This is a genomic window from Vibrio sp. EA2, from assembly GCF_033042495.1.
GTDB lineage: Bacteria > Pseudomonadota > Gammaproteobacteria > Enterobacterales > Vibrionaceae > Vibrio.
Window position 1 is genome coordinate 348,134 of record NZ_JAWLID010000003.1, and the last position, 20,460, is coordinate 368,593.

The window sequence follows — 20,460 nt, forward strand, 5'->3', positions numbered from 1 at the left end:
TATTAAATTCTAGCTAGGCAATCTTTAAAAGACTAAACGCCTGGCTGTAAAAGAGTTGTGAAAGATATTCAGCGAACAGTTGTGCGTCCTAAGGTGGGTTTTTAGATACACGTGTTCACTGAAATAGAGCGTATAATAACTCGCAGGTAAGAAAAAAGGCTGGAAATCCAGCCTTTTATAGAGAAAGTGTTTGCAATAGCGACTAGTACGTCAATTAGAAGCTACGGCTGTATTGTAAGCCGACTAGAATCGCGTCTGCATGAGTTGTTGCGCTCACTCCAGTTGAAACACCTGGAACTGGAGCTATACTCTCATTAACGTCAACATCATCACCTAACAGGTACGTGAAGCCAAAGTCGATGTTAGCTTTACTGTCAAGATGGTAGGTTAAGCCTGTTGAGAACCACTGACGATCTGAGTCAGGTACTGAAATAGATGTCACATTGTCCTGTGCGCTGGTGTCATACATGTAACCTGCACGCAGGGTCCAATCGTTGTTCAGGTAGTAAGTTCCACCAATCGCGTAGTGCCAGCCGTCTTGCCACTGATATTGTTTAGCGTAGCTACCAGGGATCATACCTTGATCTAGGTTTTCAAAATCAATCTGGTCAAAGTCTTTCCAGCCAATGTATTGCACACTGTAGTGTACCGCAAACTTAGTATCTTTGATTTTGTGGAAACCTGAGAACTCAGCCATATCAGGCAGTGGTAGCGTGATCTTCTGACCGTCGTCGTCTTTAGCTTCAAATTCTGGACTGTAGTGGTATGCAAAACCGAAACGGTTGTTTTCGTCTAGTTCAAATACTGTACCTACATTGAAACCAACAGCCCAACCGTCAGCAGAATCGACATCGAGAAGTGTTGCTCCGCCCAGAGCAGGGTTTACAGCAGCAAGAGCAGAACTTGTTACACGCTTCATTGTACCTTTGCCGTAAATCACATCCAGACCAGCACCAAAGCTCCATTGATCATTCAGGCGGTAAGAACCTGCCAGACCAAAGTTAGCGCTTTTCACGTCAGTCAGGCCGCCGTATTCAGTTGCCACGTAGCTGTCAGAGAATTCAGTCTTGGTACCGAAGTTCGAGTAGGCATTCACACCCCAGGCAAACTTATCGTTTACTGGGACAATCAGGTGAATGTTTGGCGCAAGAGCGGTGTCACCCACATCATCTACATCGTCTACAGTTGTTGTATTAGAACTTAGAGGAGTGTTAACGCTGTATTTTGCGTTTTTTACTTCAATCAATGAAGTAATGGTTTCAAAACCAACAGACAGTTCCATTTTGTCAAACAGAGCCATTGCTGCTGGGTTACGAGCCATTACTGAAGCGTTGTCTGCGATAACTGCATCACCAGCAAAGGCACGGCCTAGGCCGGTCGCTGATTGGGCATTAATTTGGAAACCTGCTGCCATCGTTTGACCTGAGGCAAAAGCTACCGTTACTGCTAAGAGAGTCTTTTTGAACAGACGCTTATTATAAGTCATGTGTTTTTCCTTATTAGAGTCGTCTCTTTGGACGATAATTCGAGCTTTTGCTCAGTGGCGCAGATAGTAGTCACAAGAGTGTCATTAACAAATCCGACCATTGGATAAAATATAGGAAAAATTATAGAAATGATGCTAAATGCAGAGAAATGACATCTAAATTGCAATATTTAGAGTTTATGCTCTAATGTCGCTTGTGTCGAGTGTAGGAGGTAAACGTTTGCGTCCTACAAACATGAAAATACCGCTTAGAGGTCACACTAAGCGGCAGCTAATGGGCTTTACACTAATTATGTTTCAACTTATTACATAGGCTGAATCAGAGGGGTCAGTTTACTGGCGATCACATTGATATCCTCGCCTTGTTGACCGACCAAGATCATACTGGCACTACCAATAGGTTGAACGACGCCACTCATGCCTTCTTTGCTGAAGTCGACAGCTTGCTCGCTTGGGATTCTGGTAATGAACATGGTGACTTTACCTTTTAAACCCTGAAAAACCATATGCACGGCATTAGACTCTCCGAATCCACAGTGATTTAAGTAATAGACGTGGTAAGGAAAGCTCTGGTTAAACTTAAAGTTCAGCGGAGACATTTTTGCGTTGATGAATGTGCTTGGCACATCTTCATCCAAGTGACGCACAAAAGGCTCTTCGTTTATTACATGTTCGATTGCTGTATCCGCCAGAGTGGCATGCGCTGGTGAGACGACAATATTACTCCAGTTAATCTGCCCAACTAACAAGCCAGCCGTAAATGCTACCGATGCAGCCAAAGCCATTGCCTTCTTAGCAAAAGTAGGGCGGACAACGTTTTGTTCAAAAGAGCTCGAACTTTGACTGAACAAAATTTTGTCAGCAAGATCTTCTGGCACTTCGACATTCATAGCCTGTTTGATTTTTTCATCGAGATCCAAAACGTCTTCAACAAACTTATGGTTAGCACTGTTGTTTGCCAAAGCTTGCAGTATCTCTTCATCCTTCTGTTTTGGATCCGACAAAATACGACGACGAAATTCTAAATCATCCATTTTTTTGTCCTCTCTTTGTATCTTGAGAATCCAACATCTCTTTAAGTTGATTACGAGCACGAAATAGTCGAGTCATTACAGTGTTTTTGTTCAGCTTCAGTATGTCGCCGATCTCTTCTCCACTGAAACCGCCTACGACTTGCAGAAATAAAGGTTCACGATATTCGACGTCTAATTTCATGATCTGTGCCTGAAGCCACTCTTGCTGGTGATGAGGGTCGTCGTTGACCTTCGCATCATTGCCATAGTCATCGATATCAACTAAATCAAATTGTTTGCGTTCGAATCGGCGTGCATTTTCTCGTCTTAAAATAGTAATAAGCCAAGACTTAGCCGCTTTTTCGTCTAGCAAGCTATCCAGAGATTTCCAGGCACGAAGACAGGTTTCTTGCACCAAATCTTCGGCTACCGCTTTGTCTTTACATAGCCAGTAAGCATAGCGATATAAATCACGATGATAGCCCCGAACGAGCGATTCATATTTTCTTTGTTTGTCCATATCAGAGCTGACCGGACTGTTGGAATTTTTCTTTCCAAATATTTTTAACATGGCTGCAAGAGCCTCCATTTTTATTAAACCAGCATAGTGTGGTCATTTGGATAGACATACAGAGTTTAGCAGCCTCAACGATTTGCTCGCGACTGAGTAACCAACAGATTGAACGTTGAGGATTCCACTAAAAGATAGAGAGAAAATCAGTAGGAAAACGATTTATTTGGAAGAATGAAGAAAATAGATCGTCTCAGCAGAGCTAAATCAATATAAAATTGATCTATTTCAAAAACTCGATCAGTGAAGCGGTTATAGTTACTCCTGTCATCTCGTTAGTCCTTGTGATTAACATGTTGAGCAAGATGACACTTCCTTTTGAAGGCTGACTTTACTTTCTCCTAATCAGGAAACTGATTATGTTCAATTGGCGTAAGTTAATTGTTTTTATAGATATTCCGACCACACAGTTCTGTGTGGTTTTTTTTTGTCTCAATTTCGCATTTCTAACCCAGTTCTTATTCAACTATCTTCATTGTTCATAGTCGGTTAATCGTGCCGTCAGCATAATGCATTGCATATCAATCAAAGCCAAAAGCCAGTATTTATCTAGGCATCCGGTTTGCGATCAATCTTTATGACACTTGGCGAAAAGTTTACTTAAATCGAGATATTAGGTGACCTATCGCCATTGTAACGTTTTAAAATCGCTATTGGTGGTGGTTTAGAGTAATTGATCTACTTGCTTCACGTTTATCTAAACGCACCTTTGATAAATTTAACAAGTTGATTACAATGCATCAGGTCAGACCTCTTGTTAATTAAGGAGAAACAATGAGCAAGCAGGAAGTAAAGACGCGTCAAGGTGAACGCGTTGCTATTGTCGCGGGGCTTCGAACTCCCTTTGCTCGTCAAAGCACGGAATTTAGCCAAGTGCCAGCCGTCGATTTAGGGAAGATGGTAGTAAGTGAAATGCTTGCTCGAACCGATCTTGATCCGAAATTAATAGAACAGGTGGTATTTGGACAGGTCGTACAAATGCCAGAGGCACCAAATATTGCACGTGAAATCGTATTGGGGACGGGAATGAACGTCCATACCGATGCTTACAGCGTGACGCGAGCCTGTGCGACAAGTTTCCAGGCCGCCGTGAATGTCGCAGAAAGTATTATGGCTGGCACGATTGATATCGGTATCGCGGGTGGCGCTGATTCCTCATCGGTACTACCGATTGGTGTATCCAAAAAGCTTGCAGCTAACCTGCTGGCTCTCAGCAAGACCAAAACGCTCGGCCAAAAGCTCAATGTGATTAGAAACCTAAGCTTTAAAGATTTAATGCCGGTTCCTCCTGCCGTTGCTGAGTATTCCACTGGTTTGTCGATGGGGCAAACCGCCGAGCAAATGGCGAAATCACACGGTATCTCCCGTACAGAGCAAGATGCTCTGGCACACTGTTCTCATACTCTGGCGTCGCAAGCGTGGAAAGAGGGTAAGATTCAAGGCGAAGTCATGACCGCTTTCCCTGAACCGTATAAAAAGTGGATTTCAGAAGACAATAATGTTCGTCATGACTCTACGTTAGAGGGATACGCAAAACTTCGCCCGGCATTTGACCGTCAATATGGCAGCGTAACCGCAGCAAACAGCACGCCTTTGACTGATGGTGGTGCTGCTGTGATGCTCATGCGCGAAGGTAAAGCGAAAGAGCTTGGTATGGAAATCCTTGGCTACATTCGCGGCTACGCATTCTCTGCTATTGGCGTAGAGACCGACATGTTAATGGGCCCTTCTTACGCGACGGCGAAGGTATTGGAAAATACAGGGCTGGAATTGTCGGATCTGACTCTGATTGATATGCATGAAGCCTTTGCGGCTCAGGCGTTGGCTAACGTGAAAATGTTTGCCTCTGATAAGTTTGCTCAAGAAAACCTTGGCCGTTCAAAAGCCATTGGTGAAATCGACATGGATAAATTCAACGTACTTGGTGGCTCGATTGCTTATGGGCATCCGTTTGCAGCAACGGGCGCGCGCATGATGACGCAAACACTACGCGAGCTAAAACGTCGAGGTGGTGGTATTGCATTGAACACCGCATGTGCGGCGGGTGGTCTTGGTGCGGCAATGATTCTGGAGGTTGAGTAATGAGTGAACAAAAAGCATTTAGTCTTAAGATTGACGAGCAGAACATTGCTTGGTTAGCCATCGATGTGCCTAATGAAAAGATGAACACGCTACAGGCGGCTTTTGTTGAAGATATGCAGGAGATCTTCACTCAGTTAAAAGACTCAACTGGCGTAAAAGGGATGATTATTCATTCCCTCAAACCTGATAACTTTGTCGCAGGTGCTGATGTACGTATGCTTGAGGCATGCACTACCGCAAGCGAAGCTGAAGCACTAGCAAAACAAGGACAAGAGTTATTTCAACAGCTGTCTGACCTGCCTTATCCTGTAGTGGCAGCCATTCACGGCCCTTGTCTTGGAGGCGGGTTAGAGCTTGCTTTGGCGTGTGATTATCGTGTCTGTACGGAATCCGACATCACACGTTTAGGTCTGCCAGAAGTGCAATTGGGGTTGCTTCCGGGCTCTGGTGGTACACAGCGACTTCCTCGACTGATTGGTCTGTTACCTTCACTTGATTTAATCCTAACCGGTAAGCAGCTACGTGCGAAAAAAGCTAAGAAATTGGGCGTAGTGGATGCGTGTGTACCAGAGACTATTTTGCTTGATGTCGCTAAGCAATTTATCGACAAAGGCAAAAGCAAAGGTAAGAAAAAGCAGTCGACCAAAGAAAAGCTGATGTCGGGCAGCGGGTTAGGGCGTAAGTTTGTGTTTGAGCAAGCCGCGAAGAAAACCAACGAAAAAACCCGAGGCAACTATCCTGCTACAGTGGCGATTTTGGAAGTGATCCAGCATGGTTTGGAGAAAGGGTTCGTTAAAGGCCAGGAGCTTGAAGCGAAGCGCTTCGGCGAACTGGTTATGAGCTCAGAATCGAAAGCGCTGCGTTCCATCTTCTTTGCTACCACAGAGATGAAGAAAGAACACGGCACGGATGCTAAGCCTGCTGCCGTGAAAAAAGTCGGTGTACTTGGTGGTGGTTTGATGGGCGCTGGCATTAGTCATGTCTCCGTTGCGAAAGCTAAAGTGCCGGTTCGCATTAAAGATGTGAGCAATGACGGGGTCTTAAATGCGCTGAACTACAACTACAAGTTGTTCGACAAGCAACGTAAGCGTCGCATTCTCTCTAAAGCGGATCTCCAAGCAAAAATGATGCAGCTTTCGGGTGGCGTAGACTTCACCAGTTTCAACCAGATCGATGTGGTTATTGAGGCGGTGTTTGAAGACCTAGATTTGAAACAGCAAATGGTTGCGGATATTGAAGCAAACGCGAAGCCAGAGACCATTTTTGCGACCAACACCTCGTCGTTGCCCATTCATAAGATAGCTGAGAAAGCAGAGCGTCCTGAGAACATAGTAGGTCTACACTACTTCAGCCCAGTGGAAAAAATGCCGCTGGTGGAAGTTATTCCACATGAAACCACATCAGACGAGACCATCTCTACGGTGGTGGCGTTGGCTAAGAAGCAGGGTAAAACGCCAATCGTAGTCAAGGACAAAGCTGGCTTCTACGTAAACCGCATTCTTGCACCTTACATGAACGAAGCTGCGCATATCTTGCTGGCAAACGAGCCGATAGAAAAGATAGATAACGCGTTACTGGATTTTGGCTTCCCGGTTGGGCCAATCACACTGCTTGATGAAGTAGGCGTGGATATTGGCGCGAAAATCATGCCGATTCTGGTCAATGAATTGGGCGAGCGTTTCAAAGGTCCGGATGTATTCGATACGTTGCTTAACGACGGCCGTAAAGGTCGTAAGAGTGGCAAAGGCTTTTACACTTACAAAGGTAAGAAGAAAGAAGTCGATAAGTCTGTCTATAAGCTATTGAAACTTGAGCCTGAGTCTAAGCTCAGCGACAACGATATTGCCCTGCGCTGTGTGCTGCCAATGTTGAATGAAGCGGTACGCTGTTTAGATGACGGTATTATTCGTTCGCCACGCGATGGTGATATTGGTGCGATTTTCGGTATTGGCTTCCCACCATTTTTGGGTGGTCCTTTCCGTTATATGGATCAGTATGGCTTGAAAGAGCTGGTCGAGAAAATGAATGAATTTGCATCGAAATACGGTGACCGATTTGCACCTTGTGACGGCTTACTCACTCGAGCGGGTGAAGAACGTACGTTTTATTAATTCTCAGCGCTGAACAACGTTGAAAACAAAAAGGCTTGCATCTCGCAAGCCTTTCTTAATTTTGCAGAAGAGATTATTTCTTCTTGTCTTTTTTATCTTTGTGACCCTGACCTGGGTTGTCATCACCGTGAACGCTCGCATTACCTTTCTTGTCTTTATCCCAATTTTTAGAAGTACAGTCATCTGACTTCACAGAGATATTGTCACCGCTCAAGCGTACACAGTCTTTGCTTAGCTCAAAGTCATCACCTTTCACAGTGATTTCTGCATGAGCTGATGCGAATGGAAGTAGAACAGCAGCAATTAATAGGAATTTTTTCATAGGTGCCTCATATGCAAGTTGTTGTAATTTGAGTATAAGCCAATTGGAGCATAAGCTAATTAGAGCATAAGCTGCAATGACGTAATTTCAAATTTCTGCCAATTTTATCTGAAACCAAAGTCCTTTATCCTAATCCGCAATCTTTCGGTCGTAGCTGAAACTCTTCTATTGAGCCAATTTCCTGACCTAAGTGAATGCGCGGTTCATCGATGTGAGCCAGACCTTGAGAATGCATAACCAAACGGTTTGCTGTTCTAGGTTTTAGCTCATTTACAACGAAACGGATCATATCTGCACGAGTCAGCTTTTTAAGCTCTGCCAGTACTTTCTCTCGCTGATTAAATTCAGTGTCTTTATTACCGATTGCTACCCAAAGGCGTTGAGCGCGACCACGCAGTGTGGTGTCTGGTGTGGCAATTTGATTCCATAAGCCGCGTTTACTGGTATGCCACTGATAATCATTGAGCTCTAACAGCACCATGTAAAAGGCATTTAAGAACTCATCAATAGAGGTGACGAGCTCCGCAGGCGCTGCATTGGGAGACTGAACATAAAGTACGATGCCAGGGTGTCGGTTAAGCGGCATGTTCCCTGTGCCGACCATGTAGCCTAATTGCTGCTTGGTGCGGATTTCGTGAAAAAACGTCGCCGACATCAAATGGTTTGCCAGTGAATAAAGCGCGATATTACGTGGTTCAATATCCTCGCATTGATGATAAATCACGACAGCCGAGTCCTGCTGGTCACAGTGCACTTCACGCTGAAAACTGCCGTTTTGACCTAGCATCACCAGTGGTCGAAGTGCTTCTTCATAACGTTGCTCTTTGACCCGCAGTGCGTCTTTCAGTGTCGTCGCCATGTCATGCGCTTGCTGACGTTGCCAGTCGCCATAAACGAACATTTCTATATGCAGTTCGGCGAGAATCGATTCTACGAACACGGATAACTCGTCGACTTCAATCTGCTCCAGTGCTTCGGCAAGCGTTGCAAACGGAGGATTGTTTGGCTGTAACAATCCGGTTAGCGAGTTGAACAGCTGTGAAATAGGGCGGTCTTGAGCGGAGTTTCGCCAGTTTCTGAGTAGTTGCTGTTTAATGGTGTCAAATCGCGCCTGGCTGAACTCTCGAGCGGCGAAGCGGCGCAAAATCATCTCTAACAACTGGGGAAGTTTTTGACTAAACCCGGATAAAGTTAGCGTCACGCCACCTTGGTGGGCATACATGTTATAACCCATACCGGCAATTTCTGCCTGATAAGTCTCTTGCGCTAGCGAGTCGAGAAACATCTCAACACAGAGGCGGGTCTTAACGATGTTTTTTGGTGAAGCGACGGCGTGAGAACTGTCTATTGCTACGTACACCACGCCCTTCGGCACACGGAATTCATCGTCTTGTAAATGCCACAGACGGAAACCTTCTAAGTCCTCAATTAATTCCGGCAGAGAATGACCATTTTCCAGCGGCATAGGATCGAGGTTATAGCAGATATACGGGTTTTTCTCGGGTAATACAAATTGCCAACGCGGGTCAATTTGATGGAAGAAACGTTTTTGTTCGCCGGTAAATGGTGTCACTGAGTACGGGGTGAAATACCATTCTGCGGTACGATCATAGTCTAAACCTTTGGCAATGAGCGTCACTCGTACATTGTCGATGCTTAAATACTTCAACAAATCGCGTTGCAGTGCTTCGTCATAGCCCGACATTTTGTAATCGCCATAGATGGTATCTTGTGGCTGATAGTGCTGCATATTGACCACAAGGTGGCTGACAAAATCCAGCGGCCTGGACGGTTCCTGAAAGCGAAAAGCGGATTCGAGCACCGCCTGTTTTTCAAGGTAACGCCATTCGTCCATGCCTTCTTGACGAATCAAGGTTAAATATTGAAAGACCGCCTGAACCACATCATCGACGTGGTCAAGGCCTGTCGGTGTCAGTGTACAACTAACGGTAAAGTCACGATAATTGCTGCCGCTTGCCCCGCCACCAGCAGAAAGAGAAGTGATCCATCCCTTACTCTTGAGCTGAATCATTAAGCTGCCTTCTCCTTCATACCCCAGCAGGTGAGCAAAATAGGAGAGGGGTTTTGTGCCGTAGTATTCATCCATTCCCGGCATTGGAAAGGTCAAAATTAACTTGCGGAACTCCTTAATCGGCTCTATCTGAACAAATATTCCGGTGCTGTTCTCTGTTCCAATAGGTACATCAATCGATTTACCTTTTAATTGATGATTTGGAATGTCCGCAAACATACGTTCTACCCACGCTTGCTGCTCATCAAGGGATTGAGGGCCAAACAGCGTCAGTGTCATTAAATCAGCAGAATATTCAGAACGATGAAACTCGACAATTTCGTCACGAATTGACTTACCGTCTCTGTCGCCAAGCGTATCAAGATTACCAACAGAAAACTTTGCGAATGGATGTTCGGGATTGATAACTTCTTTATTGACCTGATACAGACGACGAGAGTCATCATTCAGTTTTAGTTTGTATTCTGAATCTACCGCCTGACGTTCTTTGTCTAACGCTTCCTCGTTAAACAAAGGCGCGGCAAAGAATTGACTAAAGCTATCGAGTGCGTTTTCAAAAGCATTTGGGGTGACATCGAAAAAGAAACAGGTGTGCTCTGTTCCGGTCCAGGCATTATTTGTGCCCCCATGTTGGCTAATATAGCTTTGAAATTCGCCTACTTTAGGGTATTTTTCCGTACCCAAAAAAAGCATGTGTTCTAAATAGTGCGCTAAACCTTGGCGATCATCGGGATCGTCAAAGTGTCCAACGTTCACTGCTAGAGCGGCAGCAGACTGTTGAGCGGTATCGGAATGAATCACCAACACACGCAACTCATTACTCAGCGTAATGTAACGGTATTGATTTGAATCGTTAGGACTTAGGTGCACGATGCGTCTCCAGATTTCGCATTACAGTAATTATGAACCCTGAGAGGGGCAGCGCAAATGTTGCGCTTCGACAAATACTGCTCCCTGCGTTTTTGTTTTTCGTAAGACTACTGCATAGGCCCATCGCTTTTGCGTATGGGGTAGGACTGTTTGAAGGAATGCACTGAGTTCATGGCATAGCAAACGCGGTGATGAACTGAGTATATTCTTTTTTAATAGATTGTTAAGAAAGTCGCTATCTTTGGCAAGCTAATTGGTATAATGAACAGACAATTATATCAGTATTTATGTTTCGACATTATTAAAATTAGCCCCGAATATCTTATAAAGATAGCAGTCAACCTTTTGGTAGCGTTAGCTATCCATAGGAAATAACATGAAAATATTCATTATGCGTCATGGCGAAGCCGAACACTTTGCGGATTCTGACGCAGCTAGACAACTGACCCAAAGAGGCAGAGATGAGTCAGAGGCGGTCGCCCGAGCGTGCAAAGAGCAAGGTTGTGCTCAATTCGACAAAGTACTCGTGAGCCCGTACATTCGAGCTCAACAAACCTGGCAAGAAGTCAGCGAACACTTCTCGGCCAAAAGTATTGAAACGTTTGAAGATATCACGCCTTACGGACAATCTGAATGCGTGTACGACTATGCTAATGCCCTCATTGAAGTTGAAAAGCTTGAGTCGTTGCTGTTTGTTTCGCATTTACCCTTAGTCGGCTATCTAACCGCCGAGTTTGTGAGAGACTTGGCACCGCCCATGTTCCCGACATCCGGATTGGTTTGTGTCGAATACGACCCTCAAACCCAGCAGGGTGAGGTGTTGTGGCATATCACGCCATAAGTGTGAAACTAAATTTAAGCAAAAGGCAGGAATATCCTGCCTTTATTGTTATAAAAAGAAGATTGTTTTAGAGCGAATCTTTTACTTCTCGGGAATCGAGAGAAGAACGAGCAGCGCACCGTCACCCCCAAACTCTAAAGGCGCTTGGTGAAAGGCCATCACATCAGGGTGTTGAGCCAGCCATAGTGGCGTTTTTTGTTTGAGGATGTGCTTGCCAATACCGTGCTGAACACAAGCACAGTGAATTTCGTTCTTTACGCAGTAAGCGATCATCGCGCCCAATTCGCGCTTTGCTTCCTGCTGAGTCATACCATGCATGTCGAGAAATACGTCTGGCACATACACGCCACGACGTAGACGCTTTACTTCATAAGTAGAAACGTCATCACGTGCATAGCGAGTCGGTCCATCTTGATTGAGAAGCGGGACAAACTCATCAGAAAAGTAAAATTCAGAATCACTCGCTTCGCGGTTTGAGCGCTTGATTTCTTTTTGCTTAGTATTTTTTTTTGGTTGTTGGATTATGGTATCCTGTCGCAACTTTTTTACGCCCTGTACTGCTTCCTGAAACAAGGCGAAATCGTCATCATATTCGGTGTCTTTTTTGCTCATTAGGTAAACAAATTTCACTAATAAATGTTATTAGCAGTATTGTAGCGCTTTTCGGAGGCAATTTTGGATAAGATTTTTGTAGAAGAAGCGGTATCTGAGCTACATACCCTTCAAGATATGATTCGTTGGACGGTCAGCCGCTTTAATGCCGCTAACCTGTTTTACGGTCACGGCACTGATAACGCGTGGGATGAAGCCGTTCAGCTTATCCTGCCAACGTTATACTTGCCGATCGATGTGCCTCCACACGTATTGAGCTCTCGCCTGACAACCAGCGAGCGCATGCGCATTGTTGAGCGTGTAGTAAAACGCATCAATGATCGTACGCCAACAGCGTACCTGACGAACAAAGCATGGTTCTGTGGCCTTGAGTTCTTCGTAGATGAACGTGTACTTGTGCCTCGTTCTCCAATCGGTGAGCTGATCCAAGCGGAATTCCAACCTTGGTTGGTGGAAGAGCCAGTTCGTATTATGGACATGTGTACCGGTAGCGGCTGTATCGCGATTGCTTGTGCGCACGCGTTCCCAGAAGCAGAAGTCGATGCTATCGATATCTCGACAGGCGCTCTGCAAGTGGCTGAACAAAACGTTCAGGATCACGGCATGGAACAGCAAGTATTCCCAATCCGTTCAGATCTTTTCCGTGATCTGCCAAAAGAGAAGTACAACCTGATTGTGTCGAATCCACCGTACGTGGATGAAGAAGACATGAACAGCCTGCCAGACGAGTTCACCCATGAGCCTGAGCTTGGCCTTGCCGCCGGTAGTGACGGTCTGAAACTGGTTCGCCGTATTCTAGCTAATGCGCCTGACTACCTGACAGACAATGGCATTTTGATTTGTGAAGTGGGTAACTCAATGATTCATATGATGGAACAATACCCACAGATTCCATTTACCTGGATTGAGTTCGAAAATGGTGGCCACGGTGTATTCATGCTGACCCGTGATCAATTGGTGGAGTGTGCAGAAGAGTTCAAACTGTACAAAGACTAATAGCCATACCCATCATTTTTTAAAACACCGAGCTTAGTGCTCGGTGTTTTTTTATGCGTAATTCATCAAGATTAAGTGACTATTTGCTCTTTACATCAAAACGTAATAGAGCGACTATGAATCCACGAAGAATTGAAAAGCAGTTGCGCCTTGGTTTGAGAAGGCGTGGCGACAATAATTTGAGGAAGTAATGGCAGGAAACAGTATCGGACAACATTTCCGAGTGACGACATTCGGGGAAAGTCACGGTATCGCACTGGGATGTATCGTAGACGGGTGCCCGCCGGGGTTAGAAATTACAGCAGAAGATCTACAAGTTGATCTTGACCGTCGTCGTCCTGGCACATCACGTTACACTACGCAGCGTCGTGAGCCGGATGAAGTGAAAATTCTTTCTGGCGTGTTTGAAGGTAAAACAACGGGCACATCAATTGGCTTGTTGATTGAGAATACGGATCAGCGCTCGAAAGATTACTCTGAGATTAAAGATAAGTTCCGTCCGGGACACGCAGATTACACTTACCATCAGAAATATGGCATTCGCGATTACCGTGGTGGCGGCCGTTCGTCAGCTCGTGAAACCGCGATGCGTGTTGCTGCCGGTGCAATTGCGAAGAAATATCTGAAGGATGAATTCGGTGTAGAAATTCGCGCTTACCTATCGCAAATGGGTGATGTGTCTATCGACAAAGTGGATTGGGATGAAATCGAAAACAACGCGTTTTTCTGTCCTGATGTTGATAAAGTTGAAGCATTTGACCAGCTGATCCGCGACCTGAAAAAAGAAGGCGACTCAATTGGCGCTAAGATTCAGGTTGTCGCAACCAATGTGCCTGTTGGCCTTGGTGAACCAGTTTTTGACCGTTTGGATGCGGATATCGCGCATGCGCTGATGAGCATTAACGCGGTAAAAGGCGTTGAAGTTGGTGACGGTTTTGATGTTGTGAACCAACGCGGCAGCCAGCACCGTGACACGCTTTCTCCACAAGGTTTTGGCAGTAACCATGCTGGCGGTATTCTTGGTGGTATCTCTACTGGCCAGGATATTGTGGCAAATATTGCGCTTAAGCCGACATCAAGTATCACGGTTCCGGGTGACACGATTACCAAAGAAGGCGAACCAACTCAGCTTATCACTAAAGGTCGTCATGACCCATGTGTTGGCATTCGAGCGGTGCCGATTGCTGAAGCGATGCTGGCGATTGTTGTGATGGATCATTTGCTTCGTCACCGTGGTCAGAACTTTGGTGTGACCACTGAAACGCCAAAGATTTAAGAGCTCTGTGTCATTCCAGCGAGCCTTAGCGAGACTAGGAATCTAATTTCAGCGCGATGAAAAGAGAAATAAATACCTCTGGCAACAAAGTGCCCGGACAATAGATCCTGAATCACGCTCCTTCGTCGCTGTTCAGGATGACTGAATATAAAAATATGCCACTCACTGAATAGCGGGTGGCATAACTTTATCAGGCAACTTTTTTTGATTTAGCAGCTTCTACTTAGTGCAGTGAACCTTCAGTTTCCAAATGGAATGATGGCAAGCGCCATTTAAATCGAACGGCTGCCATACGAAGCGTATAACCGACCACCAGTGTAACGATGGTTGCAGTCACGTCCGGCACGTTAAATTCCAATAGTGCTAAATACAGTCCCGAAGCGATTAACGCTACTGATGCGTAGAGCTCTTCATGCAGTACTAACGGAGGCTGACGACAAATCAAATCACGAAGTAGCCCGCCAAATACCCCCGTCACTAATGCAGCTACCATACAGATACCCGGGTGCAGCCCCATATCCAGCGCGATTTTAGTGCCGATGATACTAAACACGATCAAGCCTAAGGCATCGAGGCGAATAAAAAGACCTTTTAATTTGATTACCCACTTCGCCAGTCCTGTCGTCAGGATCCCCGCCAGACAAGTGATGGCAAGAAACTCGGGGTTCTTTACCCAGCCAAGCGGATAGTGTCCCAATAGGATGTCTCGCACTGTTCCACCACCGATGGCAGTTGCACTCGCGACCAACATAACTCCAAACCAATCCATTTTTCTTCGTCCGGCACTTAACGCACCAGTCATGGCTTCAGCCGTGATACCAATGACATACAACACACTTAGCAGCATAAGGGACACTCAACATCAAATACAACCAGGTCTGAAGCGATGGGAAAGTACCTCAAACCTATCAATACACTCTAGTCATCTGAGAGCATAAAATATGGCGAGAGTGTAGTGGGAAATGTGATTGGTGACGAATGAGAAATTGTATGGAGAAGCATGGTTTCAGATTAATCCTGCTAATAACCAAACCTGTTGTGTGGCTTTACGCGCCGATTAAAAACAGCGACAATACGCAGCGCATGTCAGTTTGAAATACAGAATCGATGATGACCCACGACTATCAAGACCTTATCACCTTATTTAACGACACATTTCTTGAGCCTTTTAATACGATATTAGAGCTGGGTGGGGATGAGCCTATTTACCTTCCTGCTGATGACGAGCACCCGCACCACCGGATTATTTTTGCTCGTGGCTTCTATGCGTCTGCGCTCCATGAAATCTCACATTGGTGTGTGGCTGGCCCTGAACGTCGTTTGTTGGAAGATTTTGGATACTGGTACGAGCCAGATGGTCGAACCGCTGAGGTTCAGGCAGAGTTTGAGAGAGTAGAAGTTCGCCCTCAGGCATACGAGTGGATACTGTCTAAAAGTGCTGGCTTCCCTTTTACCGTCAGTTGTGACAATCTACACGGCGATTTTGAACCAGATAGGCTTGGTTTTATGTATAAAGTGCATAACGAAGTGTTAGGTATTCTGGAAGTAGGATTACCACAACGAGTGAAAATGCTGTCCGAAGCACTACGCTCTTTTTATCAAACTAAGCCGCTGGAAGCGTCTGACTTTATCGTTAAATAACCTCAGAGATACACCATGATTATTGAATTTGAAGAAAAACTACTGGAACTGATTGATGCTCGAATTGAAACAGCATCAGATGATGAGCTGTTTGCTGGTGGTTATCTGCGTGGTCACATCTCTCTATCTGCTGCATCGTGTGAAGACGAAGGCATCAATGATATTGAAGTACTGAAAGCTCGCATCGCAAATAGTCTAGATGAGGCTCGTACTGAGCTAAGTCCGTCTGATCGCAGTATCGTTAGTGACTTATGGCAAGAGCTACAGGCTCAAGCTTAATTATTTTCACCCCCATTTCTAAATTTCGAAGTAGGTTTTGTTCTCTACTTCGAAAAATTTGAATCTCTCCGTAAAAATTTTGTGGTTGTTGGCACACTGTTTAACTTTTATTCTGAATGCCATAAAGAGTGAACAAAAGGATACAACCATGAAAATTGTCGCATTTGCTGCTTCTACCAGCTCAACATCAATCAACAAAGTACTTGCCACTTACGCTGCCAATCAAGTTGACGGCGCACAAGTGAATGTATTGGATCTAAACAACTATCAAGTTCCAATGTTTAGTGAAGATACAGAGAAAGAGATCGGCCAGGCAGAGGGCGCGATTGCCTTCTTACGAGAGCTAGAACAAGCGGATGCAATCGTGGTTTCTTTTGCTGAACACAATGGTTCATACGCTGCAGCGTACAAAAACCTGTTTGACTGGGCGACGCGTATTGAACGTAATGTATTCCAAAACAAGCCAGTGGTTTACCTAGCAACCTCTCCAGGCCCAGGTGGCGCGCAAAGCGTATTGGCTGCGGCAACGGGTTCTGCTCACTTCTTTGGCGCAGATGTAAAAGCGTCTCTGTCAGTGCCAAACTTCTACGAGAATTTTGATGCAGAAACGGGTGCGAGTCTAAACCCAGAAATCGCTGAGCAAGTACAACAAGCCGTCGCTCAATTGGTATAACACAGCCTGGATTTCCTGTCACAGTTGTTATTTCTCGGGAATGACACCGGTGTTTAGTGAGTGGTACAAGCCCCCACTGTTCTCTGAACACTGTCATTCCTTCGAGAAAAAGCGTGGTTATGTAGAGAATCTCCTGACTTCGTTAGTCATAGATTCCTAACCACGCTTTTCGTCATTTGCTTAAAGCTCAGTAATTGCTTTACCTTTACGCAGTTTACGTACCCACATCCGACTTGGATGTAATTGAGCTAACACGTCCACAGGCAATGGCAGTGGATCGCCACAAATTTGTGAAGCCAGTAATTCCGCCATCAGTGGCGCAGAACTCAATCCGCGAGAGCCTAACCCCAAGAAGCAGAACAGGTTAGGGTAGTGGTGAATCGTTTCTACTTCCTCTTCCTTCTTACCTTGCAAGTCAGCGTACTGTTCTTTTATGGACTCAACATCTCCAACATTGCCGATAAATGGCAAATGATCGCGACTCACACAACGAATCCCCTGGCGAGAGAAGTTACCTGTTGTGTCGACTTCATGTACCCAATCCTGATTGGGTATGCACTTGATTAGCTTGTCTACATTGTCTTGTTGCGCTGTGCTATCAAATTCGAAATCCAAGTGAGTGCGATCGTAACTCGCGCCAATGCAGAGCTGCTGATTATTTGGGTTAACAGGCGTCATGTAGCCGTCGTAGCAAAGCACCGTTTTCAGTTTAGATAACGATTCTGTTGCAGGCGCGTGGCTGACTTGGCCTTTCACTTGTCCCATTGGCAGATCGGCAGTTTGGCTTAACGTTTGGAACTCATGTCCATTCGCAATCACAACAGCAGAATGTTCAAATGATTGCCCTTTCGATGTCAGGGTCCAGCTTTGCGTGTCGTCACTCCAACTGAGGGCTTCAATTTTGTGCTCAAACTTGGCCTCGAAGTTCGCATTTTTTTCAAGCTGCGCAATGAGTTCACGAGTGAGCTCAGCAGGACAAAGCCAACCACCCAAAGGATAATGTACGGAAGGCATATCGATAGGTAAACCGATGGTTGCGGCTGTTTCTTCTACTGACAGCTTCTGAATAAGATCCGGTGTGAAGTTGCCCGCTAATATTCTCTCTAACTTGGCAGCTGATTTTTCATCCCACATCAATTGGGTAACACCACACCACTCATGGTCAAAGCTGATCTCTTGTGCCGCTTGCTCGACAAACTGACGCGCGAATAGAAAGGCAGGAGCAAACACACGCGACACACCAGTATGCGGACCATTAAGTAGTGGATAAACGGCGCCTTGTCGGTTACCCGATGCCCCTTCTGCCGGTCTCGCATCTTGGCAATAAAGCGTGACATTTTTGCCACGACGACTCAGCGCTTTTGCCAGGGCTGCACTGGCGATACCGCCACCAACGATAGCAATGGAATCCGATTTGCTTGCCGCCGTTCTATTAAACCAGGGTAAATGATTGGTGCGCGTATCACGCTGTTCCATGACGCCAGCGATCATTTCGCGTTTAGTACCAAAACCTTTTACTTTGGCCATGGAAAAGCCGGCTTCTATCAACCCACGACGTACAAAACCAGCTGCGGTGAACGTGGCGACAGTACAATCTTGCTTTGCCAGTTTGGCCATGCCGTTGAACAAATTCTGGTTCCACATTTCAGGGTTTTTGCTTGGTGCAAAACCGTCAAGGAACCAGGCATCAACTAATCCTGCTTCACCGTAAGGCACTTGTGGCATGCAGTCTTTGATATCGCCAAACCAAAGATCGAGTGTAATTGCGCCATCTTCCAATACGATTCGGTGACATTCAGGTACTGCTGCTGGGTAGTGTTTTTGTAGTTTCTCTGCGTACTCCGCCAGCTCTGGCCACGCTTGATGGGCTTTTTCAAGATCAGCCCTGCTGAGAGGGTATTTTTCAAAGCTGACAAAATGCAGCTCTTTTAACGTCGCATCAGGATTTTCACGACGAAATTCGTTAAACCATTGCCACACGGCCAAGAAGTTGAGTCCGGTGCCAAATCCGGTTTCACCGATGACAAAGCGTCTTTGATCAAATTCTTGCCATCTTTCTGGGAGATGATTTTTTTTGAGGAAAACGTAGCGTGTCTCTTCAAGACCGTTTACGTTAGAGAAGTAAACATCATCAAATTGGTCAGAAACTGGCGTACCAGCTTCGTTCCAACCCAGTTCTGCGTTTTTTATTGAAGTCATATTGGTTGTAATTTTGTGATTTGGCGCGGTAACAATAGGACGATTGTACGAATTTATAGGAAAGCTGACCACTTTTGTTGACTATCTTAGTTATTATCTAGCGGATTTTTGAATTATAGGAATGTCATAATGAAACGAGTCGTAATCACCGGTATGGGTATTGTTTCAAGTATCGGTAACAACGTCGAAGAAGTTCTAGCGTCTCTAAAAGCGGGCAAATCTGGCATCACTGCATCTGAGCAGTTCAAAGAGCACGGTCTTCGTTCACAAGTGTGGGGTGATCTGAAAATCAACCCTGCGGAACACATTGACCGTAAGCAAATGCGCTTTATGGGTGATGCGGCCGCTTATGCATACCTATCAATGCAGCAGGCTATTGAAGACGCAGGCCTATCCGACGATCAAGTTTCAAACGATCGCACTGGTATCGTTGCGGGTTCTGGTGGTGCTTCTGCGTTAAACCAAACAGTGGCAACAGATACTATGCGTGAGAAAGGCGTGAAGCGTATTGGTCCATACATGGTTCCACGTACTATGTCTTCAACGGTTTCTGCTTGTCTTGCTACGCCGTTTAAAATTCGTGGTGTGAACTACACCATGAGCTCAGCTTGTGCGACTTCTGCACACTGTATCGGTCACGCGATGGAGCTTATCCAGCTTGGTAAACAAGACATCGTATTTGCAGGTGGTGGTGAAGAGCTAGATTGGTCTCAAACTATGATGTTTGATGCAATGGGCGCACTGTCTACCAAGTACAACGATACACCAGAAAAAGCTTCTCGTACTTACGATGCAGACCGTGACGGTTTCGTTATCTCTGGTGGTGGCGGTATGCTGGTTGTCGAAGAGCTAGAACATGCACTAGCACGTGGCGCGAAAATCTACGGTGAGATCGTAGGTTACGGCGCGACTTCAGACGGCTACGACATGGTAGCACCATCAGGTGAAGGTGCAGTTCGTTGTATGAAGATGGCAATGCAAGACGTTGACCACATCGACTACATCAACACGCACGGTACGTCTACACCAGTAGGTGACGTGAAAGAGCTAGGTGCGATCCAAGAGCTATTTGGTGAAAACAGCCCTGCAATATCAGCGACAAAAGCGATGACAGGTCACGCATTGGGTGCAGCTGGCGTTCACGAAGCTATATACTCGACGCTAATGCTAGACAACAGCTTCATTGCTCCAAGCATCAACATTGAAAACTTGGACGAAGCAGCGAAAGGTCTGGATATCGTGACTGAAGCTCGTGATGCCGAGATCGATACCGTAATGTCAAACAGCTTTGGCTTTGGCGGTACCAACGCAACGCTAGTTATCAAGAAATACCAAGGTTAGTCAGTACCCAAGCTAATCGAAATTGTTGGGGCAAATCACCATACGGTGTGAGCTCCAACAACCAGTTTCCAGAGCTTGATCAGTCTAACTGGTCGAACAGACGCAGACTTTATCC

The 20,460-nt window shown here is 45.6% G+C and carries 17 protein-coding genes; 9 read left to right on the top strand and 8 right to left on the bottom strand.

From position 1 onward, the window contains the following. Window positions 1-214: 214 nt before the first annotated feature. The 3 genes from RXX31_RS09615 to RXX31_RS09625 form a co-directional block, all read right to left on the bottom strand. On the bottom strand, window positions 215-1,486 hold the full coding sequence (locus RXX31_RS09615; protein ID WP_317588992.1) for an outer membrane protein transport protein: 1,272 nt from the start codon (window positions 1,484-1,486) through the stop codon (window positions 215-217). Window positions 1,487-1,791: 305 nt separating this feature from the next. Further along, a complete protein-coding gene (locus RXX31_RS09620) occupies window positions 1,792-2,520 on the bottom strand; it encodes a DUF3379 domain-containing protein (protein WP_317588994.1) in 729 nt (242 codons plus the stop codon). After that, window positions 2,513-3,088 (bottom strand): sigma-70 family RNA polymerase sigma factor, encoded by a 576-nt coding sequence (locus RXX31_RS09625; protein WP_317588995.1) that lies wholly within the window; start codon window positions 3,086-3,088, stop codon window positions 2,513-2,515. Before RXX31_RS09625 ends, RXX31_RS09620 begins: the two co-directional genes overlap by 8 nt. A gap of 756 nt (window positions 3,089-3,844) precedes the next feature. Between RXX31_RS09625 and fadI the strand changes: the two genes are divergently transcribed. Next, on the top strand, window positions 3,845-5,152 hold the full coding sequence (gene fadI, locus RXX31_RS09630) for an acetyl-CoA C-acyltransferase FadI (RefSeq protein WP_317588996.1): 1,308 nt from the start codon (window positions 3,845-3,847) through the stop codon (window positions 5,150-5,152). After that, window positions 5,152-7,263, top strand: coding sequence for a fatty acid oxidation complex subunit alpha FadJ (gene fadJ / locus RXX31_RS09635; protein WP_317588997.1), 2,112 nt, complete (start codon window positions 5,152-5,154; stop codon window positions 7,261-7,263). The genes fadI and fadJ overlap by 1 nt, the downstream gene beginning before the upstream one ends. A gap of 73 nt (window positions 7,264-7,336) precedes the next feature. Here the strand turns inward: fadJ and RXX31_RS09640 are convergent, their stop codons facing one another. Together RXX31_RS09640 and RXX31_RS09645 are read right to left on the bottom strand one after the other, a co-directional pair. Next, window positions 7,337-7,585 carry a hypothetical protein gene (locus RXX31_RS09640; RefSeq protein WP_014232627.1) on the bottom strand — a complete coding sequence of 83 codons (249 nt, stop codon included), beginning with the start codon at window positions 7,583-7,585 and terminating at the stop codon, window positions 7,337-7,339. 124 nt (window positions 7,586-7,709) lie between these two features. After that, window positions 7,710-10,487 (bottom strand): insulinase family protein, encoded by a 2,778-nt coding sequence (locus tag RXX31_RS09645; RefSeq protein ID WP_317589000.1) that lies wholly within the window; start codon window positions 10,485-10,487, stop codon window positions 7,710-7,712. A 376-nt stretch (window positions 10,488-10,863) separates the two neighbouring features. Between RXX31_RS09645 and sixA the strand changes: the two genes are divergently transcribed. Next, window positions 10,864-11,328: a phosphohistidine phosphatase SixA gene (sixA, locus tag RXX31_RS09650; RefSeq protein WP_317589002.1), complete on the top strand. Its 465-nt coding sequence runs from the start codon at window positions 10,864-10,866 to the stop codon at window positions 11,326-11,328. An 81-nt stretch (window positions 11,329-11,409) separates the two neighbouring features. Here sixA and smrB read toward each other — a convergent pair whose 3' ends face one another. Then, window positions 11,410-11,940 carry an endonuclease SmrB gene (gene smrB / locus RXX31_RS09655; protein ID WP_317589004.1) on the bottom strand — a complete coding sequence of 177 codons (531 nt, stop codon included), beginning with the start codon at window positions 11,938-11,940 and terminating at the stop codon, window positions 11,410-11,412. Window positions 11,941-12,003: 63 nt separating this feature from the next. Here smrB and prmB point away from each other — a divergent pair, with 63 nt between their 5' ends. Together prmB and aroC are read left to right on the top strand one after the other, a co-directional pair. Further along, window positions 12,004-12,936 (top strand): 50S ribosomal protein L3 N(5)-glutamine methyltransferase, encoded by a 933-nt coding sequence (gene prmB / locus RXX31_RS09660; protein ID WP_317589005.1) that lies wholly within the window; start codon window positions 12,004-12,006, stop codon window positions 12,934-12,936. Between the two features lie 190 nt (window positions 12,937-13,126). Then, window positions 13,127-14,212, top strand: a complete 1,086-nt coding sequence (aroC, locus tag RXX31_RS09665; protein ID WP_317589006.1) for a chorismate synthase — start codon at window positions 13,127-13,129, stop codon at window positions 14,210-14,212. A 223-nt stretch (window positions 14,213-14,435) separates the two neighbouring features. On the opposite strand, the gene RXX31_RS09670 is transcribed toward aroC, so the two are convergent. Next, on the bottom strand, window positions 14,436-15,059 hold the full coding sequence (locus RXX31_RS09670; RefSeq protein ID WP_317589008.1) for a trimeric intracellular cation channel family protein: 624 nt from the start codon (window positions 15,057-15,059) through the stop codon (window positions 14,436-14,438). Window positions 15,060-15,322: 263 nt separating this feature from the next. On the opposite strand from RXX31_RS09670, the gene RXX31_RS09675 reads away from it, so the two are divergent. The 3 genes from RXX31_RS09675 to RXX31_RS09685 all read left to right on the top strand — a co-directional run bounded on the left by RXX31_RS09675 (window position 15,323) and on the right by RXX31_RS09685 (window position 16,805). Continuing rightward, window positions 15,323-15,853, top strand: a complete 531-nt coding sequence (locus tag RXX31_RS09675) for an elongation factor P hydroxylase (RefSeq protein WP_317589009.1) — start codon at window positions 15,323-15,325, stop codon at window positions 15,851-15,853. A gap of 15 nt (window positions 15,854-15,868) precedes the next feature. Continuing rightward, on the top strand, window positions 15,869-16,132 hold the full coding sequence (locus RXX31_RS09680) for a YfcL family protein (RefSeq protein WP_317589010.1): 264 nt from the start codon (window positions 15,869-15,871) through the stop codon (window positions 16,130-16,132). Between the two features lie 148 nt (window positions 16,133-16,280). After that, entirely contained in the window at window positions 16,281-16,805 is a 525-nt protein-coding gene (locus RXX31_RS09685; RefSeq protein ID WP_317589012.1) for an NADPH-dependent FMN reductase, read from the top strand. 180 nt (window positions 16,806-16,985) lie between these two features. Here the strand turns inward: RXX31_RS09685 and mnmC are convergent, their stop codons facing one another. Further along, window positions 16,986-19,004: a bifunctional tRNA (5-methylaminomethyl-2-thiouridine)(34)-methyltransferase MnmD/FAD-dependent 5-carboxymethylaminomethyl-2-thiouridine(34) oxidoreductase MnmC gene (mnmC, locus tag RXX31_RS09690; protein WP_317589014.1), complete on the bottom strand. Its 2,019-nt coding sequence runs from the start codon at window positions 19,002-19,004 to the stop codon at window positions 16,986-16,988. A 129-nt stretch (window positions 19,005-19,133) separates the two neighbouring features. On the opposite strand from mnmC, the gene fabB reads away from it, so the two are divergent. Continuing rightward, the gene (gene fabB / locus RXX31_RS09695) at window positions 19,134-20,345 is read left to right on the top strand and encodes a beta-ketoacyl-ACP synthase I (protein WP_317589016.1); all 1,212 of its coding nucleotides are present in this window, start codon (window positions 19,134-19,136) and stop codon (window positions 20,343-20,345) included. Window positions 20,346-20,460 lie beyond the last annotated feature (115 nt).

Excerpts from the sequence above, each read along its gene's own strand:
- RXX31_RS09640 (WP_014232627.1), bottom strand. The coding sequence starts at position 7,585 with ATGAAAAAATTCCTATTAATTGCTGCTGTTCTACTTCCATTCGCATCA.
- fadJ (WP_317588997.1), top strand. The coding sequence starts at position 5,152 with ATGAGTGAACAAAAAGCATTTAGTCTTAAGATTGACGAGCAGAACATT.
- RXX31_RS09670 (WP_317589008.1), bottom strand. The coding sequence starts at position 15,059 with ATGCTGCTAAGTGTGTTGTATGTCATTGGTATCACGGCTGAAGCCATG.
- smrB (WP_317589004.1), bottom strand. The coding sequence starts at position 11,940 with ATGAGCAAAAAAGACACCGAATATGATGACGATTTCGCCTTGTTTCAG.
- RXX31_RS09615 (WP_317588992.1), bottom strand. The coding sequence starts at position 1,486 with ATGACTTATAATAAGCGTCTGTTCAAAAAGACTCTCTTAGCAGTAACG.
- mnmC (WP_317589014.1), bottom strand. The coding sequence starts at position 19,004 with ATGACTTCAATAAAAAACGCAGAACTGGGTTGGAACGAAGCTGGTACG.
- sixA (WP_317589002.1), top strand. The coding sequence starts at position 10,864 with ATGAAAATATTCATTATGCGTCATGGCGAAGCCGAACACTTTGCGGAT.
- RXX31_RS09625 (WP_317588995.1), bottom strand. The coding sequence starts at position 3,088 with ATGGAGGCTCTTGCAGCCATGTTAAAAATATTTGGAAAGAAAAATTCC.
- aroC (WP_317589006.1), top strand. The coding sequence starts at position 13,127 with ATGGCAGGAAACAGTATCGGACAACATTTCCGAGTGACGACATTCGGG.
- fadI (WP_317588996.1), top strand. The coding sequence starts at position 3,845 with ATGAGCAAGCAGGAAGTAAAGACGCGTCAAGGTGAACGCGTTGCTATT.
- RXX31_RS09675 (WP_317589009.1), top strand. The coding sequence starts at position 15,323 with ATGACCCACGACTATCAAGACCTTATCACCTTATTTAACGACACATTT.
- RXX31_RS09685 (WP_317589012.1), top strand. The coding sequence starts at position 16,281 with ATGAAAATTGTCGCATTTGCTGCTTCTACCAGCTCAACATCAATCAAC.
- fabB (WP_317589016.1), top strand. The coding sequence starts at position 19,134 with ATGAAACGAGTCGTAATCACCGGTATGGGTATTGTTTCAAGTATCGGT.
- RXX31_RS09680 (WP_317589010.1), top strand. The coding sequence starts at position 15,869 with ATGATTATTGAATTTGAAGAAAAACTACTGGAACTGATTGATGCTCGA.
- RXX31_RS09620 (WP_317588994.1), bottom strand. The coding sequence starts at position 2,520 with ATGGATGATTTAGAATTTCGTCGTCGTATTTTGTCGGATCCAAAACAG.